A 17,311-nucleotide genomic window follows, 5' to 3' on the forward strand; every position below is an offset into this window, starting at 1 on the left:
TCAGTTGCCGGAGACGGTGACCTTCTCGTCGTTCTTCAGCTGCTGCACCAGCGTCTTCACCTTGGCGGCGTCCCACTGGAGGTTGCCGTTCGCGGCGTTGCCCGAGATCGGCATGTTCATCGACTTGCCCTCGCCGCCGCTGACGCCCTTCATCGCCCAGAACATGGACGCCAGGTCGAACAGGCCCATGTCCTTGTCGACCACGAGGGAGTCCAGGCCCGCGCCCATGGTCGGGTACAGCTTGAACGGGTTGAGGACCGTGCTCGGCGTGGCGACCTGGTTGGCCAGGGCCGACAGGAACTTCTGCTGGTTCTTCGTACGGTCCAGGTCGGAGCCCCTGAGGGCGTAACGGGTGCGGACGAAGGCGAGGGCCTGCTCGCCGCTCAGGGTCTGCTTGCCCTTCTTGAGGTCCGCGCCGGACTTGGTGTCCTTGATGTCCTGCGGGATGTCCATCTCGACGCCGCCGACCGCGTCCACGATGCTCGCGAAGCCGCCGAAGCCGATCTCCACGTAGTGGTCGATGTGCAGGTCCGTGTTGGCCTCGACGGTACGGACCAGCAGCTCCGGGCCGTCCTCGGCGTACGCGGCGTTCAGCTTCGTCTGGCGGCCCGTGCCCGGGTAGGACTTGCCGGAGTCGGAGCCCACGAACGACGGGATCGTGACGTTCGAGTCACGCGGCAGGGAGATCAGCGTCGGGCCGTTGCTGCCGGTGTGCAGGATCATCATCGAGTCCGTGCGCTTGCCCTCGGCGGAACCGGTGCGCAGTCTCTTCTTCTCCTCGGCCGACATGCCCGCACGGCTGTCGGAGCCGACGATCAGGTAGTTGGTGCCCTCGCCCGCCTCCGGACGGTCGATGACCTTCGACAGGTCGACGTCGCGGTTGAGCTTGGAGTCGGCCCAGAAGTAGGTGGCGACGCTGGTCACCACCAGCACCGTCACCAGCGTGATGGTCGTCACCTTGATACGGCGGCGCCAGTTCGGCGCGGGACGCGGCTCGTAGTAGCCGTCGCCCGGGCCGCCGGGGCCCCTGCCGCCGGGGGAGCCGTAGACCTGGCCGGTGTTGTAGCCGCTGTCGTAGCTCTCGCCGGGGCCGCCGTAGCCGCCGTCGACGTACGACGGCTGCTGCGGTACTCCGCCGCCGTACGGCGGCGCACCGCCGTACCCGGCCTGCCCGGGCGACGGCGCCGGGCCACGGCGGACCTGCCGCATGACGCGGGCGCTCTCGGGCTGTGCGCTCGAGCTTCCGCGTCCGTAGCGGTTGCCGCGGTTGTCGTCGGACCGCCCCTCGGGCCAAGTGTTCATGCGGACCAGTGTGCAGGTCCCCGTAGTGCGCCATACAAGAGTCGTCGGAAAATCAGAGCACGGCTGTGGCGAAGCTGACACAAAACGTCCCCATACCGCCTCGGCATAGGGTGGGGGCCATGACAGACCAGGCCCCAGCTGCGGATTCCGGCAGTACGGATATCCCGGGCAAGCCGACTTCGGCGTCCCGCACCACCCTCAGCCACATCATGACCCACAACGACACGAACCTGCTGGGGACGGTGCACGGCGGGGTGATCATGAAGCTGGTCGACGACGCGGCGGGGGCCGTGGCCGGGCGGCACTCCGGCGGGCCGGCGGTCACCGCGTCCATGGACGAGATGGCGTTCCTCGAACCCGTCCGCGTCGGCGACCTGGTCCACGTCAAGGCGCAGGTCAACTGGACCGGCCGGACCTCCATGGAGGTCGGCGTCCGGGTCCTGGCCGAACGCTGGAACGAGTCCGCCCCGGCCACCCAGGTCGGCTCCGCCTACCTCGTCTTCGCGGGGGTCGACGCCGACGGCAAGCCCCGCCGGGTCCCGCCGGTCCTCCCGGAGACCGAACGCGACAAGCGCCGCTACCAGGAAGCCCAGATCCGCCGCACCCACCGCCTGGCCCGCCGCCGCGCGATCATGGAGCTGCGGGAGAAGCGGGCGGCGGAGGGCTTCGAGGACTGACCGGCCCGGCCTCTCGTCCCACGGCGAGCTTCTACGAGCACGCCACCTCGTCCCCCCGCACCACCACGCCCGACTCGCCCTGCCCCGCGTCCTCCGCCCGCACCTTGCGTACCCGTTCGAAGTCCGTGCCCGCGATGACCTTCAGGGTCGCGCCCAGGCCCGGGGCGGCGCGCAGTTCGCTGCCCGGCAGGGCCGCCGCGAGGGACTTGGCGGAGCGGTCCCAGCGGGGGTCGTAGACGATGACCGTCCGCTTCACGTCGGGGGTGGCGGCGTTCACCGGGGCCCCGGTCGTACGGAAGCCCGTCGCGACCAGCGCCGCGTCGACCCGGCGGCCGAGGCCGGGCGTGGGGGTTCCGTTCTCCACCTGGACGCTGATCTGCTGCGGGGCGACCGGGACGACCCGGGCCTCGCCGCCCGACCGCCGCACGGACAGGGGCTGGTCCGCGCGCAGGGCGTGGAAGAGCCGCTCCGCCTTCACGGGGTCCCACTTCAGCGTGGAGCCGACGCCCTCCACGGGGTATCCCAGCTGCTGGATCGGGACGGTCGTGAACTCGGAGGAGGAGGGGGAGAAGTTCCGCATGGCCCGGCCCAGGGCCAGCATCTCGCCCGTGCCGAAGCCCTTGTCGGCCCGCACCGAGCCGAGCACCGCCCGGGTCACGTCCCGGAACTTCATCGGGTTCAGCAGGATCCCGGAGGACATGACCCGCTCCACGAGAGCGGCCATGAACCGCTGCTGCCGTTTCATACGGCCCAGATCCGACGCCCCGTCGACATGGCGTGCGCGCACATACTGAAGCGCCTGCCCGCCCTCCAGGGTGTGGCGCCCGGCCGGCAGGTTCAGTCCCGTGTAGCTGTCGTTCAGGGGAGCGGCCGTGCAGATCTGCACGCCCCCGACCACGTCCACCGTCTTCATGAAGCTCGTGAAGTCGACCTCCAGATAGTGGTCGATCTTCACCCTGGTCATGTTCTCGACGGTCCGTACGGTCAGCGGCGCCCCGCCCTCGGCGTACGCCGCGTTCAGCTTGATCGGGTGGCCCTCGTGCCGTCTGCCCGTCGTACGGTCGACATGCGCCGGCGTCTCGGCGTACGAGTCGCGCGGCAGGCTCACCACGCTCGCCCGCTCCCGGTCCTCCGAGATGTGCACGATCATCATCGTGTCGGTGCAGTGGCAGGGCGCGCCGCCGAGCCGGTACTTCTGCCGCTCCTCCCGGCTGATCTTCTCGCGGCCGTCGGTGCCGACCAGCAGCACGTTCATGCCGTGGCCCGGCTCGGGCCGGTTCTTCATGTCCTTGAAGGCGTCGACCCGGGCGATGTCCGCGTCCAGGCTCGTGACCACCGCGTGCCCGATACCGGCGGACGCGAGGACCACCACGGACAGCGTGGTGAGCGCCCGCATGCCCCAGCGCGGCTTCCGGCGCCGCACGGGCCGCGCCGGCCCGCGCGGGGGCCGGCGGGAGGAGGGCGGCTGCGGGCGGCGCTGCGGGGCGGCGGTGGTCCGGGGGGACCGCGGCGGCGTGGGCAAGAGGACACCTCCGGACGACGGCCGTACCTGGGATCCGTGACACCGTAGGCCGATACGATCTGCAGCCCGCGGTACCGGCCCGGCGGCGCGCAACGGTGTCCCCCGTTCGCGGTAACGTGAGGCCCCTATGAACGCCAATCCCGACGTGCGCCACCCCGCCGTTTCCGTGATCATGCCCGTCCTCGACGAGGAACGGCATCTGCGGGGAGCAGTCCAAGCGATCCTCGCGCAGGAGTACGCCGGCGAGATGGAGGTCGTGATCGCCCTGGGTCCGTCCACGGACCGCACGGACGAGATCGCCGCTCAGCTCGTCGCGGAAGACCCGCGTGTGCACACCGTCCCGAACCCGACCGGCCGTACGCCGGCCGCCCTGAACGCGGCGATCAACGCCTCCCGCCACCCGATCGTCGTGCGTGTCGACGGGCACGGCATGCTCTCGCCCGACTACATCGCCACCGCCGTACGGCTCCTGGAGGAGACCGGCGCGCAGAACGTCGGCGGCATCATGCACGCCGAGGGCGAGAACGACTGGGAGCACGCCGTCGCCGCCGCGATGACCTCGAAGATAGGGGTCGGCAACGCCGCCTTCCACACGGGCGGCGAGGCCCAGCCGGCCGACACCGTCTACCTCGGCGTCTTCCGGCGCGAGGCGCTGGAACAGCAGGGCGGCTACAACGTGGAGTTCATCCGCGCCCAGGACTGGGAGCTGAACTTCCGCATCCGTGAGGCCGGCGGGCTGATCTGGTTCTCGCCCGAGCTGCGGGTGTCGTACCGGCCGCGGCCGAGCGTGAAGGCCCTCGCCAAGCAGTACAAGGACTACGGGCGCTGGCGGCATGTCGTCGCCCGCTACCACGAGGGTTCGATCAACCTGCGCTACCTCGCCCCGCCGGCCGCCGTGTGCGCGATCGCGGCCGGGGTCGTGGTGGGCGCGCTGCTGACGCCGTGGGGCTTCGTGGTGCCCGGCGGCTATCTCGCCGCGATCGTCGCCGGTTCGGTCCCGGCGGGCAAGGGGCTGCCGCTGAAGGCCCGGCTGCAGATTCCCGTGGCGCTGGCCACCATGCACATGTCGTGGGGCTGGGGCTTCCTGACCAGCCCGCGTTCGCTGGCCCGCAAGGTGATCGCGAGCCGGCGGCCGGCGGTCCGCGCGGACGCCCCGGCGAACTGACCGGCAGTGGGTTCACGGGCCCCCTCCCGGCCGGGAAGGGGCCCGTCGCCGTTCAGTCCCAGGTGAACGCCGGGTTCACCTGCATACAGGCCTTGTCGTCGGCGCCGTTGAGCGCCTCGGCCGACTTCGGGGTCCTGTCGTTCTCCTCGGGCGCCTTGTAGTCCGTGCCCTCACGCCAGTCGGCGCCCACGACGAGGGTGATGCCGGAGACGTCGGTGGACCGTTTCACCGAACTCGACGGGATGCCCAGGGCCTTGGCGAGGCGCTGGGCGTCACCCTCCAGATCGGCGCTCGGGTAGCGGACGAGGGTCTTGTCCTCGCTCCATGAACCGTCGGTGTCGGCGACGGCCTGGGTGAAACCCTCCTCCTTCAGCAGGCCGGCCACGGTGCCGGCGCGTCCGCGGGCCGGGGCCAGGGTGTCGGTGCGGGTGCCGTTGCGGACCTGGACGGCGATCTCGTCGTCGGCCGCGGCCGGGTCGGCGGAGGCCTTCTCCGCGGCCGGGTCGGCGGAGGCCTTCTCCGCGGCCGGCTTCTTCGCCTTGTCCTTGCCGTCCAGGGCGATGTCCTCCCGCACCAGCCGGAACAGCTGCTCGGCGTCCTCCGTGGGTTCGACGCGGGCGCCGACATAGCGGTTGGGCATCGTGGTCATGGTGATGCGCTTCGGCTCCACCCTGCGCAGCTCGTCGCTGAGGTCGTAGAGCTTCTTGACGGTGTCGAGGCCCGGGTCGACCGTCATGGCCCGGGTGGCCTCCTCGGCCAGTCTGCGGAGCTTGTTCGGGCTGCTCAGGGTCATGTTGTCGCGGAGCTGGCGGACCATCGCGTTCATGTACATGTGCTGGGCCTTGGCGCGGGCGAGGTCGCTGCCGTCCTCGAAGCCGTAGCGGGTGCGAAGCCACTGCAGGGCCTGCTCGCCCTGGATGTACGAGGTGCCCTTCTCCAGTCTCAGGCCCGAGCCCTTGCCGTCGGAGGTGCGGGAGTGGATGTTGGCGTCGACGCACACGGGGACGCCCCCGACGGCGTCGGCCATCGACACCACGCCCGCGAAGTCGACCATGATGAAGTGGTCGATGTGGATGCCGGTGAGCTCCTGCCAGGTGGCCACGGCACAGCCCGGACCGCCGTGTCCGAGGCTCTGGTTGGTCATCGCCCGCCCCTGGGTCGCCTCGTACACCTTCCCGTCGTCCGGGTCGGTGCACTTCGGGATCTTCACCAGGGTGTCGCGGGGCATGCTGATGACCGACATGTTGGTGCGGTCGGCGGAGAGGTGCAGCAGCATCTGGACGTCGGCGAGGGGGGTGGCGCCGAACGTCTCGCGGGCGCCGCCGAGTTTCTGGTTCTCCTTGCTGTCCCGCGCGTCGGAGCCGATGAGCAGGATGTTCAGCGGGGTCTGCCCGGCGGCGTTGGGCGTCGGAGCGGCGACCTTGCTGTCGCCGAGGTTCAGGGTGTCCTTCTTGATGTTGCCGTTCAGATGCCGGTAGTAGAGGTAGCCCGCCCCGGCCGTGCCGAGTATCAGCACGGCCAGCACGAGAGCGGACCACTTCAGCAACCGCCGCCTGCGCGGGGACCGGGTACGGCCGGGGCCGGGCATGTCCGTGTCTTGCGCCGACGCGTCGTCGTCGGGCGACCGACCGCCCGGCGTCGGCTCCTCCTCGTCCGGGTCCGGTTCGTGGCGGACGCTCTGCCGCTCACCGTCCTCCCGCACACCGCTCTGCGTCACTTCCCCGGTCCTCTCCGCCCCCCGGCGCATGCAGCAGGCCCGCCCTGCCTCCTGTTAGACGCACGACGGGCCTGTCAGTTGCCCTCAAAGGGTCAACTAGCGCACTTCACCTTGTCGGCGGTGGACTTCTCCACGTCCGCCTTCTCCACCGGGGCGTTGAGTTTCACGCCGGCGCCCTTGAAGTCCTTGCCGAGGGTCAGGGTCATCGCGGGCACGCCCTGGGAGTTGGTCACGCTCTCGCCGGGCTTCAGCGCGGACCCGGACAGCCCCATGATGTCGGCGAGGCGGCGGGCCTGGTCGGCCTGGTCGGGGGCGTACTCCAGGGTCGTCCTCGCCAGCTCGGCGGGGGCGTTGCCGGCGTTCTCCGACTTGGTCACGCCCTCCTCGACCTGGAGGTACTGGAGGGTCTTCTGCGCGCTGCCGCCGACGGCACCGCCGTTCATGATCCGCACCCGCACCTCGGAGGCCGCGGCCTTGGTGCCCTTCAGCCGGGCGGCCTGGGCGTCCTTCTCCTTCTTCTCCTGCTGCTTGACCTCGGTGAGCGACACGTCGTTCTCGATCATGTCGAACAATTGCGGGGCCTTGGAGTCGTCGAGGACGACCGTCGCCTTCACCGTCTCCGCCGGGTTGTCCACCACCGGCACCGTCGTGAAGCTGATGTTCTTCGTCGGCACCTTCTTCAGCTCGAGCGCGACGTCCTTGAGCGTGCTGACCCTGCCGATCGCCTGGTCCACGGTCAGCGCCTTCGTCGCGGCCTCGGCCAGGTTCAGCAGTTTCGAGGGGCTGGTGAGGGTGTCGCCGGAGGACATCTTGCGCATCAGCGAGCCCAGGAACTGCTGCTGCACCTTGATCCGGTCGAGGTCGCCGCTGTTGCCGAAGCTCTTGCGCGTACGGACGAAGGCGAGGGCCTGCTCGCCCTCGACCGTCGACTCGCCTGCGGGCAGGACGAGTTTGGACTCCTTGTCGTTGACGGCCTTCTCCACGCAGACGTCGACCCCGCCCACCGCCGTCGTCAGCGTCTTCACCGCGTTGAAGTCGGCCATCATGAAGTGGTCGACGGTGATGCCGGTGTTCTCCTTCACCGTGCGCATCGTGCAGCCGGGGTCCCGGCCGCTCTCCCCGAGGCTCCGGTTGAAGCGGGCGCCCCGGATCCCCGGGACGACCTTCTCCGAGCCGTCCTCCAGTTTCGTCGGGCAGTCGGGGATGTTCACGATCAGGTCGCGCGGGATGCTCAGGGCCGTCGCGTTGGAGCGGTCCTCGGCGACGTGCAGCAGGATCGTGGTGTCGGCGTGCCCGGAGCTGCCCTTGTCGCCGTAGCCCTCGTTGCCCTCGCCGGTGCGCTTGTCCGTACCGATGATGAGGACGCTGAAGGCCTCGTCCTTGCTGAAGTTGCTGGCACCCGCGCTGCCGACGTCGGTCGTCGAGACATTGCCCTCCAGGTGCTGGAGGTAGAAGTAGCCGGCCGCACTGACGCCGACCAGCACGAACGCCATCGTGCCGCCGGTCCACAGCAGCACCTTCTTCGCCTTGCCCGGCTTCTGCTGCACTGGCCGGCGACCGCCGCGGCGCCCCGGCGGCGGCTCCTCGGGAGCACCGCGCCGCCTGCGCTGCGGCGGCACCTCGGTGCGGGTCGCGCCCTCACGGGGAGCACCCCTGCGGGGAGCGGCCCCGCGGGGAGCGGCCGAACGTGCGGTGGTCGAACGTGCGGTGGCCGTCCGGGGAGCCGTCCGCGATTGCGCTGCGGGTGTATTCAGTCGCAGTTCGTATTCGCCCGTGTTCGGATTGAGTACCCACTGGTCTGCGGGGTCCATCTGTTCCCCCCGCCCACGGCGTTGCGCGTCCACGGTTGTCCGATTCCTCCGTCGGGGCACGCGGCGCCTTCTCCCCCCGGAAGGCGCGCGGGTACTTGGTCATCACAGAAGCACTGGATCGCTCACACTATCCGCCCAGTTGAACGCCGGTGTGCGCTGAATGACAAATTCAACGTCCCTACATTTGGGCAATCCAGCCCAATTCCATTCTGTGAATCTCTACCAGCGGTAGGGCGCGTACACGTTCATGCACTTACCGGCGTCCGAGCCGTTGAGCGCGTCCGCGTCACCGGGCAGGTCTCCGGCCTTCGGCGCCGGCTGCTTCGGATACGCCGTACCCGTACGCCAGTCGGCGCCCACGACGACCGTGACGCCGGATACGTCGGTGGACTGCCGCACCGAACTCAGGGGAATGCCCAGCGCCTTGGCGACGTGCTGGGCGTCGCCCGCCAACTCGGCGCTCGGATAGCGCACCACGGTCCGCTCCTCGGCCGACGCGCCCGAGGAGTCCGCCGCGGCCTTCGTGAAGCCCTTCCCCACGAGCGACCGGGCGATGGCGCCCGCGCGTCCGGTCACCGGGCCGAGAGCGCCGGAGCGGGTGGCGTTCCGCACCAGGACGCCGATCTCGCCGTCCGCCGCGGCCGGATCCCGGGAGGCCTTCCCGGCCTTCTCGGCCCTCTCCGGCTCCTTCGTCTTCTTCGCGCCCGGCTTCCCGCCCTTGCCGTCGAACGGCACGTCGTCGCGGATCATCTCCCACACCCGGTCGGCGTCGGCGCCCGCCGGTATCAGGTGGTTGGCGTCCTCCGGGTCCGCGGCCGTGGGCAGCGTCGTCATGGTGATGCGGTCCGTCGGCACCGTCTTCAGCTGCGCCCCCAGGTCGTACAGCTTCTTCACCGTGCCGATCTCCTCGGACACGTGCAGCGACTCGGTGGCCGCCTCGGCCAGGTCCGTCAGCCGGCCGGTGTCGGTGAAGACGTTCTGCGACTTGAGCGTGCGGATCATCGAGTTCATGTACATGTGCTGTGCCCGGGCCCGCAGCGGGTCGCTGCCCCAGGCGTGGCGGGTGCGCAGCCACTGCAGGGCCTGCTCGCCCTGGACCTTGGTCTTGCCGGCCTTCAGCTTCAGGCCGGAGCCGCCGGGCACGCCGGGCAGCGGGCGGTCCCACACGTTCTGCTCCACGCACACCTCGACCCCGCCGATGGCGTCGGCCATCTTCACCACGCCCGCGAAGTCGATCGTCATCCAGTGGTCGATGTAGACCCCGGTGAGGTTCTGCCAGGTCGCCAGCGTGCAGCCCGCTCCGCCCCGGGCCAGCGAGGCGTTGATGATCGTGTTGACCGGCGGGTACGTCCGGCCGGACTCCGGGTCGGTGCACTTGGGTATGTCGACCCTGGTGTCCCGCGGAATGCTCACCACGGCGGCGCTCTCGCGGTCCGCGGCCAGGTGGATGAGCATCTGCACATCGCCCCGCGGTGGAGTGCCCCGGTCGTTCCTGGCGCCGCCCAGCTTCACGTTCTCGTCGGAGTTACGGCTGTCGGAGCCGATCAGCAGGATGTTCAGGGGCGTCTGCCCGGCCGCGTTCGGAGCGGCCCGCCGCGTCTTGGAGTCGCCGCTGCTGCGCTGGCCCTTCTCGATGTTGCCGTTCAGGTGCTCGTAGTAGAGGTAGCCGGCGCCGGCGGTCGCGAGGACCACCAGGGACAGGGTCGTCGCCGACCAGCGCAGGACCCGGCGTCCGCGGCGGGCCCTACGGCCTCCGCGACGGTTCCCGCCGCCCGGCCCGGTGGAGCCGCCCGGGGCCGGCTCACGCGGGACGGCACCCGGTTTCGTCCCCTCCCCATACACACCGCTGCTGCGCGCCATCTGCTTCCCCCACCCCCGTGTCACCGAAAAGGCCTGCCCTGCGCCCAGTGAGACGTACGACAGGCCCCTCAGGTCACTCGGCGCACTCCACCTTGTCCGCCGTGGACTTGTCCACGTCCGCCGGCGCCTTGGCCGGAGTGGTCTGGGAAGCGCCCGCGCCCTTGAAGTCCTTGCCGAGGGTCAGCGTCATCGCGGGCACCCCCTGGGAGTTGTTCACGCTCTTGCCCGGCTTCATCGCGGACCCGGGCAGGCCCATGATGTCGGCGAGGCGGCGGGCCTGGTCGGCCTGGTCGGGGGCGTACTCCAGGGTCGTCTTCGCCAGCTCGGCGGGGGCGTTGCCGGCGTTCTCCGACTTGGTCACGCCCTCCTCGACCTGCAGCCAGCTGAGCGTCTCCTGGGCGCTGCCCGCGACGGCACCGCCGTTCATGATCCGCACCCGCACCTCGGAGGCCGCGGCCTTGGTGCCCTTGAGCCGGGCGGCCACCGCGGCGGCTTCCTTCTTCTTCTTTTCCTTGACCGCGGTGAAGGAGACGTCGTTCCTGATCATGTCGAAGACCTGCGGGGCCGACGACTCGTTGAGGACGACCGTGGTCGGGACCTTCTCCGCCGGGTTGTCGATCACCGGGGTGGTGGCGAACGTCAGGTTCTTGGTGTTGAGCTTGCCCAGCTCCAGACCGAGGTCCTTGAGCTTGCCGATGCTGGACAGCTGCGAGTCGACGGTCAGCGCCTTCGTGCCCGCCTCGGCCAGGTCGAGCATCTTCGAGGGGCTGGTGAGCGTGTCGTTGTCCTTCAGCTTGCGCATCAGCGCGCTCAGGAACTGCTGCTGGAGCCCGATCCGGCTCAGGTCGCCGCCGAAGCCGACCGAGTGCCGGGTGCGCACGAAGGCCAGCGCCTGCTCGCCCTCGATGGTGTGGTTGCCCTTCGACAGCTTGAGGTGCGAGTCCGGGTCGTCGATGTCCTTGCCCAGACAGACCTCGACCCCGCCGACCGCGCTGGTCAGCGTCTTGACCGCGTTGAAGTCGGCGACCATGAAGTTGTCCGGCTTGACCCCGGTCAGCTCCGTCACGGTCCGCATGGTGCAGCTGGGGGTTCGGTCGTCCTGGCCGAGGCTGGTGTTGAAGCGGGTCTTCGGCGTGCCCGGGATGACCTTCTGCGACCCGTCCGCCTGCGTGGTCGGGCAGTCCGGGATGTCGACGATCAGGTCACGGGGGATGCTCAGCGCGGTCGCGTTCGAACGGTCCTTGGAGACATGCAGCAGGATCGTGGTGTCGGCGTGCCCGACACTGCCCGCGTCGCCGTACTTCTCGTTGCCCGCGCCGGTGCGCTTGTCGGTGCCGATCAGCAGGATGTTGATGGCCTTGTCCTTCTCGAAGCCACCGGTGCTCGCGCCGTCGTCGGAGACCGACGCGATGTTGCTGTTCAGGTGCTCGATGTAGAAGTACGCGGCGCCCGCCCCGGCGACCAGCACGAACGCCATCACGCCGCCGGTCCACAGCAGGACCTTCTTGCCCTTCGCGGCCTTCTTGGCGGGCCGGCGCCCACGCCGCCCCGGCAGCGGTTCCTCCGGAGCCGGAGCCCCGCGCCGCCTGCGCTGCGGCGGCACCGCACGGCCGGGCGCCTCGGGCCGCCGGCGGCCGGGCGCCTCGGTGCGGCCGAGCGGCTGCGTGCTGCCGAGTGCCGACGGGTCCGTGTCGGAGGCCGGTGGTCTGCGGGGCCCGGGCACTCCCGACTGCGGTGCGGAAGGGGGCAGTCGCATTTCGTATTCGCCGGTGTTCGGGTTGAGTACCCACTGGTCGGCGGGATCGATGTCGTCCGCCCGCCCACGGCCTTGCGCGTCCACGGTTGTCTGATTCCTCCGTCGGGGCACGCGGCGCCTACCCCTCCAAGGCGCTCGGTCCAGGTCACACAGTGCGCTGTCTCCGGGGCGTCCTCAGAGCCGGTCGCACCGGGATCGCTCACACTAACCGCCCAGTTCAGCGTCGAGCGACGACGGTGACGAAGTCCACGTCCCTACACCTGGGCAATTCGCCCATTTCCCGGGCGGAGGGCGCGTTACCTTGAGGCGGCCTTGGTGTCCGCTTTACTCGCAGGTGTCCTCGGCTGCCGTGTTTCCACGGAACGTGGGTGGAGGAGAAACGGTGACGGCGGATTTCGTGAACGGACCCGGATACGGATCCCCGTGCGACCCGTCACGCGAATCGGCAGGCCTCCGCGGGGCGGAACTTCCCGGCGCGTCCCCCGCGACCGCCACCGGAGTGTCCGTCCGCAGCCGCTCGAACAGCCTGTCCGCCTCGGGCTCCACGAGTTGGTCGCGATTGGCGTCGTATGCGTACGACTCCCGGGGGACGGTCAGAAATTGCACTTGTTCCATGGGGATGTCGCGCAGTCCGCGCACGAGTTCGTACAAACCGCGGAGGCTGGCGAGATCCGGGTCCGTTGTGAGAGAGGACGTGGCGGCGTCCAGCACGGGATACAGCTTCACCGGATTCAGCAGGACGTCATTGCTGCGCACCTTGTTGACGAGTGCGCCGAGGAATCGTTGCTGCCGCTCCATCCGCTCCGTGTCGCTGCCGTCGCCCAGGGACCTGCGGGCACGGACGTAGCCGAGGGCCTGCTCGCCGTCGAGCGTCACGCGTCCCGCCGGCAGCCTCAGCTTGGCGGCCCGGTCGTCGACCGGCTCCCGCAGGCAGACCTGGACACCGTCGACCGCGTCGACCATCTCCTTGAAGCCGTGGAAGTCGACGACGACGTGGTGATCGACGCGGACGTCGGTGAGCTTCTCCACGGTCCGGATGGTGCAGGCCGAACCGCCCAGTGCGAAGGCCTGGTTGAACATCGCGAACCGCGGCGCGCTGCGGGACCCGTCCGGGCGCCGGCAGCCCGGCAGTTCCACCATCAGGTCCCGGGGCAGGGAGACGGCGGTGGCGCTGCTCCGGCCCGCGGACAGGTGCAGCAGGATCGTGGTGTCCGACCGCTCGGTCCCGGAGTCCCGGCCGTAGCGGGCGTTGTCGTCGCCCTCCCGCGAGTCCGAGCCGATCAGCAGGATGTTCCGCGCGCCCTTGACCAGCGAGGTGGGCCGCTCCTTCTCGTACTTCGCGAGCTCGGCGGCGGCGGCCTCGTCGGGCGTGATGTTCCCGCTGAGCTTGGCGTACACGGCCCACCCGGCCCCGGCGGCCGCCACGACCAGGCCGGTGATCCCGAACGCCGTGAACCGCACCCACCGCCGCCGACGCCGCCGCGCCAGCCCCCGCCCACCGGCCGAGGCCCCCGCACCCGGCCCGAGCCTCGGCAAGGACCCACCACCGGTGTCGGCCACGACAGGGACCACCCCTCACGTCGTACGAACGCGCCGTGCGCACTGCTCCTACGACTGTGGCGCGGATGAGGGACGGGGGAGGGGTCGGGATGGGCCGAACGGGGCACCCAGCTGCGGGCATGCGCGCCGCTGAGCCGCTTAGCTGCGGGCATGCGTGCCGCTGGGGGCGGCACGGGTGGGCGCAGCGGCACCCCGCCACGCCGGGCTGCGCACCCACCCGCCCCCAGCACCAACACCCGGCACGGGAAAACGGCCTCCCGGCAAGCGCCGTGAATCGGCCTACCGGGCCAGCGCCGTAACCCGCTCACTCTCCACCCGCTTGTCCAGCACCTCGCCCCCCGCCAACTCCAGATTCCGGCACAACACCACAGAACCCCCCGTGGCCAGCGGCCCGTACAACCCCGCGTTCAATCCTTCCCACGTGTCGTACGGCAACCCCGACAGAATCCGCGACCCGGGCCCGGTCAACCCCAGCCCCGTCGCCCCCGCCCGAGCCCGCTCCACGACCTCGGCCCCGGTGAACTCCCGCCCCGCCACGATCAGCGCGGGCTCCTCCGGATCCACCGGCGCGTACGGCACGAACCGGTCCCCCTGCCCCGGCACCTCCACCGCGTAGTCGACGAACCCCTCGGGCGTCTGCGGGAACCGCCCCCCGAGCGGCCGCAGCGCCATCGCGATCCGCGCCCCGGAACACGCCCGGGCCGCCTCCAGCCCGTCCGGCCCGCTCACCACGACATCGGCGGCCCGGGCGTCCCCGGACACATCCGCGACCACCCCGACCGACGCACACGCGAGCAACCACACCGCCGTCTGCCAGTGCGCCGGCAGCAGCAGCGCGACCCGGTCCCCGGGCTCGACGGACAGCTCGTCCTGGAGCAGGTTCGCGGTCTTGGCCACCCAATTGGCGAAGGTGGCCACGGACAGTTCGACGCGTTCGCCCGTGGCGTCGTCGTAGAAGGTCACCAGGGGGCGTCCCGGATCCGCGGCGAGCGCGGAACTCAGCAGGTCGGCGGGGGTGCGATCGGTGGCGTTCACCCGCGCAAGCGTACGCGGCGCACCGGCCGCCGCCCAACGGCCCGGCCACCGCCCGCCGCGCGTTCACCACCGGTTCGGCTCAACCTGGGCCGACAGTCCGTCAAATCCCAAATGGACAGACATATAAGACTATGTCCAAGATCAGGGGCATGCGTGGATTCCTTGCTTCCTCGATCGGTGTCACCTGTGCGGCCGCCCTGGCCCTTCCCCTCACCCCGCCCGCCCTCGCGGCGACGGCGGGACCGGTGCCGACCGCCGAGGCCGCCACGGCCGCGAGACCCGCGCCCCACGCGGGGACGCCGGACACTGCCGTGACCGCCCGGCGCGGGGCCGAACCGTACGCCTCCGGCAGCACCCAGTCCCTCCCCCTCGAACCCCTCACCCGCAACCGAGCCACCCCCTCCGCCTCCGCCTCGGCCGCCGCCGAGCAGGGCCTGTCCCGCCGTGCCGTACGGCGCTTCTCCCTCGTCGGCGTCATCTGGGACGACCCCCGTGCCGAACTGCACGGCCGCGTCCATGTCCGCACCCGCGCCGCCGGCACCGGCAAGTGGTCGGGCTGGCAGGTGGTGGAGACGCACAACGCCGACCACGCGGCCGACCTGGACACCCCCGAGAGCACCTCGGGGCGCGTACGCGGCGCCACGGCACCGCTGTGGGTGGGCGCCTCCGACGGCGTGGAACTCCGGGTCCGTTCGGAACTCCCGGGCACCGGTGGCCGCAGCGTCGCGGTCGCCGCGCCCCCGCTCCCCTCCGGCCTCCGTTTGGAACTCGTCGACCCCGGCGAGGGCGACGAGGCACTCCCCGGCGGTCCCGTGGACGGCCCCCGCACCGGCGGCCTGAACACCGAGGCCTCCGCCGCCACCGACGCCTCCGCCGCCAACGCGGACCTCGCCCCCCTCGGCGCCACCGAGATCCCGGCCCTGAGCCGCGCGGCGACCGAGCGCGAGTTCCACACCCTCCGCGCCGGCGGGCCGGTGGACCGGAAGCGGGCGAAGCCGTATGTCGGCCCCCGCCCGCGGATCGTCACGCGCCGCGGCTGGGGCGCGAACGAGGGGCTGCGGGAGCGGAAATTCGTCTACACGAAGAAGGTCAAGGCGGCCTTCGTGCACCACACGGCCAGCGGCAACAAGTACAACTGCTCGCAGTCCCCGTCACTCATCCGCAGTATCTACCGCTACCACGTCAAGAGCATGGGCTGGCGGGACGTCGGCTACAACTTCCTCATCGACAAGTGCGGAAAGATCTACGAGGGGCGCGCGGGTGGCGTGGCGCGGCCGGTCCTCGGCGCACACACCCTTGGTTTCAACAGCAACAGCATGGGCATCGCCGTCATCGGATCGTACGGAGCAAAGAAACCGTCGTCCGCCGCCGTCAAGGCCATTGCCCGGGTCACGGCGTGGAAGCTGGGCCTGTACCGGATGAACCCGCGGGGCAAGACCTACCTGAAGTCGGCCGGCAGCAATCTCCACCGTAAGGGCAAGAAGGTACGACTGAACGTGATCTCCGGTCACCGGGACGGCTTCAAGACGGCCTGCCCGGGACGGAAGCTCTACGGCAAGCTCGGCTCCGCACGCTCCAAGGCGGCCCGCTACCAGGGCCGCTGAGAACACGTTCACCGCCGTCGGGGGGCAGGAAGGCGGAATGCCGCACGGCCAGCGAAGGCGCCACGGAACGGTCTGCATACACTGACCGGCCGAAAGACAGTTCGGCCGGTCCCGGCAGGAAGCAGAGACGACACGTGACTGAAGCGATCCTCCTGGTCGGTGGCAAGGGCACCCGGCTGCGCCCGCTCACGGTGCACACGCCCAAGCCCATGGTCCCGGCGGCCGGGGTGCCCTTCCTCACGCACCAGCTGGCGAGAGCGAGAGCGGCGGGCGTCGAGCACATCGTCCTGGCCACGTCCTATCTGGCCGAGGTCTTCGAGCCGTACTTCGGCGACGGGTCCGCGCTGGGCCTGCACCTGGAGTACGTGACGGAGGAGGAGCCCCTCGGCACGGGCGGCGCCATCCGCAACGTCGCCTCCCGGCTGCGCTCCGGGCCCGACGACCCGGTCCTGATCTTCAACGGCGACATCCTGACGGGCCTGGACATCCGCGCCCTGGTGGACACCCACGAGTCGACGGGCGCGGACGTCTCCCTGCACCTCACCAAGGTCACCGACCCGCGTGCCTACGGTCTGGTCCCCACGGACGACACGGGCAGGGTCCTGGCGTTCCTGGAGAAGCCGCAGACCCCCGAGGAGATCGTCACCGACCAGATCAACGCGGGGGCGTACGTCTTCCGCCGCTCGGTCATCGACACGATCCCGCAGGGCCGGCCGGTGTCGGTGGAACGGGAGACCTTCCCCGACCTCCTCTCCGCCGGAGCCCACCTCCAGGGCATGGTCGACTCGACGTACTGGCTGGACCTCGGCACACCGGCGGCGTTCGTCCGGGGCTCGGCGGACCTGGTCCTCGGCCGGGCACCGTCGCCCGCCGTCCCCGGCCGCTGCGGCGACCGCCTGGTGCTGCCGACGGCGACGGTCGCGGCCGACGCCAAGCTGTCGGGCGGCACGGTGGTGGGGGAGGGCGCCTTCGTCGCCGAGGGCGCGCGGGTCTTCGGCAGCACGATCATGCCCGGCGCCGTCATCGAACCCGGCGCGGTCATCACCGACTCCCTCATAGGCGCCCGGGCCCGAGTCGGCCGGCGCACCGTCCTCACCGGCACGGTCATAGGCGACGGCGCGACCATCGGCCCCGACAACGAACTTCTGGAAGGCACCCGCATCTGGTGCGACACCCAGATCCCAGCGGGTGCGGTCCGCTTCTCCTCGGACCAGTAGGCACCAGCCCCGCGCCGCCCACCGCCCCGCTGCGGGCATGCGCGCTGCCCGAGCTGCGGGCATGCGTGCCGCTGGGGGCGGCACG

The 17,311-nt window shown here is 70.8% G+C and carries 12 protein-coding genes; 4 read left to right on the forward strand and 8 right to left on the reverse strand.

Translation table 11 applies throughout. The features are described from left to right. Window positions 1-1,302 carry an LCP family protein gene (locus tag ACFZBT_RS38130; protein ID WP_391114227.1) on the reverse strand — a complete coding sequence of 434 codons (1,302 nt, stop codon included), beginning with the start codon at window positions 1,300-1,302 and terminating at the stop codon, window positions 1-3. Window positions 1,303-1,421: 119 nt separating this feature from the next. Between ACFZBT_RS38130 and ACFZBT_RS38135 the strand changes: the two genes are divergently transcribed. Further along, window positions 1,422-1,979 (forward strand): hotdog domain-containing protein, encoded by a 558-nt coding sequence (locus ACFZBT_RS38135; RefSeq protein ID WP_391114231.1) that lies wholly within the window; start codon window positions 1,422-1,424, stop codon window positions 1,977-1,979. A 31-nt stretch (window positions 1,980-2,010) separates the two neighbouring features. Here the strand turns inward: ACFZBT_RS38135 and ACFZBT_RS38140 are convergent, their stop codons facing one another. Next, complete coding sequence (locus tag ACFZBT_RS38140) at window positions 2,011-3,501, reverse strand: LCP family protein (RefSeq protein WP_391114235.1); 1,491 nt, start codon at window positions 3,499-3,501, stop codon at window positions 2,011-2,013. A 127-nt stretch (window positions 3,502-3,628) separates the two neighbouring features. Between ACFZBT_RS38140 and ACFZBT_RS38145 the strand changes: the two genes are divergently transcribed. Further along, window positions 3,629-4,666: a glycosyltransferase gene (locus ACFZBT_RS38145; RefSeq protein WP_391114238.1), complete on the forward strand. Its 1,038-nt coding sequence runs from the start codon at window positions 3,629-3,631 to the stop codon at window positions 4,664-4,666. Between the two features lie 52 nt (window positions 4,667-4,718). Here ACFZBT_RS38145 and ACFZBT_RS38150 read toward each other — a convergent pair whose 3' ends face one another. From ACFZBT_RS38150 to ACFZBT_RS38175, 6 genes are all read right to left on the reverse strand, one after another. Then, entirely contained in the window at window positions 4,719-6,383 is a 1,665-nt protein-coding gene (locus tag ACFZBT_RS38150) for an LCP family protein (RefSeq protein WP_391114241.1), read from the reverse strand. Between the two features lie 92 nt (window positions 6,384-6,475). After that, window positions 6,476-8,227: an LCP family protein gene (locus ACFZBT_RS38155; RefSeq protein WP_391114244.1), complete on the reverse strand. Its 1,752-nt coding sequence runs from the start codon at window positions 8,225-8,227 to the stop codon at window positions 6,476-6,478. A gap of 186 nt (window positions 8,228-8,413) precedes the next feature. After that, window positions 8,414-10,054, reverse strand: a complete 1,641-nt coding sequence (locus ACFZBT_RS38160; protein WP_391114247.1) for an LCP family protein — start codon at window positions 10,052-10,054, stop codon at window positions 8,414-8,416. 73 nt (window positions 10,055-10,127) lie between these two features. Then, a complete protein-coding gene (locus ACFZBT_RS38165) occupies window positions 10,128-11,894 on the reverse strand; it encodes an LCP family protein (RefSeq protein ID WP_391114250.1) in 1,767 nt (588 codons plus the stop codon). Between the two features lie 240 nt (window positions 11,895-12,134). Further along, window positions 12,135-13,370, reverse strand: a complete 1,236-nt coding sequence (locus tag ACFZBT_RS38170) for an LCP family protein (protein WP_391114253.1) — start codon at window positions 13,368-13,370, stop codon at window positions 12,135-12,137. Between the two features lie 279 nt (window positions 13,371-13,649). Continuing rightward, window positions 13,650-14,405, reverse strand: coding sequence for a TIGR03089 family protein (locus tag ACFZBT_RS38175; protein ID WP_391114255.1), 756 nt, complete (start codon window positions 14,403-14,405; stop codon window positions 13,650-13,652). A gap of 149 nt (window positions 14,406-14,554) precedes the next feature. On the opposite strand from ACFZBT_RS38175, the gene ACFZBT_RS38180 reads away from it, so the two are divergent. After that, window positions 14,555-16,009, forward strand: a complete 1,455-nt coding sequence (locus tag ACFZBT_RS38180) for an N-acetylmuramoyl-L-alanine amidase (RefSeq protein WP_391114258.1) — start codon at window positions 14,555-14,557, stop codon at window positions 16,007-16,009. A gap of 134 nt (window positions 16,010-16,143) precedes the next feature. Beyond that, entirely contained in the window at window positions 16,144-17,226 is a 1,083-nt protein-coding gene (locus ACFZBT_RS38185) for a sugar phosphate nucleotidyltransferase (RefSeq protein ID WP_391114261.1), read from the forward strand. The last annotated feature ends 85 nt before the right edge of the window (window positions 17,227-17,311 follow it).

Source organism: Streptomyces sp. NPDC008137, from assembly GCF_042957035.1.
Taxonomy (GTDB): domain Bacteria; phylum Actinomycetota; class Actinomycetes; order Streptomycetales; family Streptomycetaceae; genus Streptomyces.

Excerpts from the sequence above, each read along its gene's own strand:
- ACFZBT_RS38135 (WP_391114231.1), top strand. The coding sequence starts at position 1,422 with ATGACAGACCAGGCCCCAGCTGCGGATTCCGGCAGTACGGATATCCCG.
- ACFZBT_RS38160 (WP_391114247.1), bottom strand. The coding sequence starts at position 10,054 with ATGGCGCGCAGCAGCGGTGTGTATGGGGAGGGGACGAAACCGGGTGCC.
- ACFZBT_RS38180 (WP_391114258.1), top strand. The coding sequence starts at position 14,555 with ATGCGTGGATTCCTTGCTTCCTCGATCGGTGTCACCTGTGCGGCCGCC.
- ACFZBT_RS38145 (WP_391114238.1), top strand. The coding sequence starts at position 3,629 with ATGAACGCCAATCCCGACGTGCGCCACCCCGCCGTTTCCGTGATCATG.
- ACFZBT_RS38130 (WP_391114227.1), bottom strand. The coding sequence starts at position 1,302 with ATGAACACTTGGCCCGAGGGGCGGTCCGACGACAACCGCGGCAACCGC.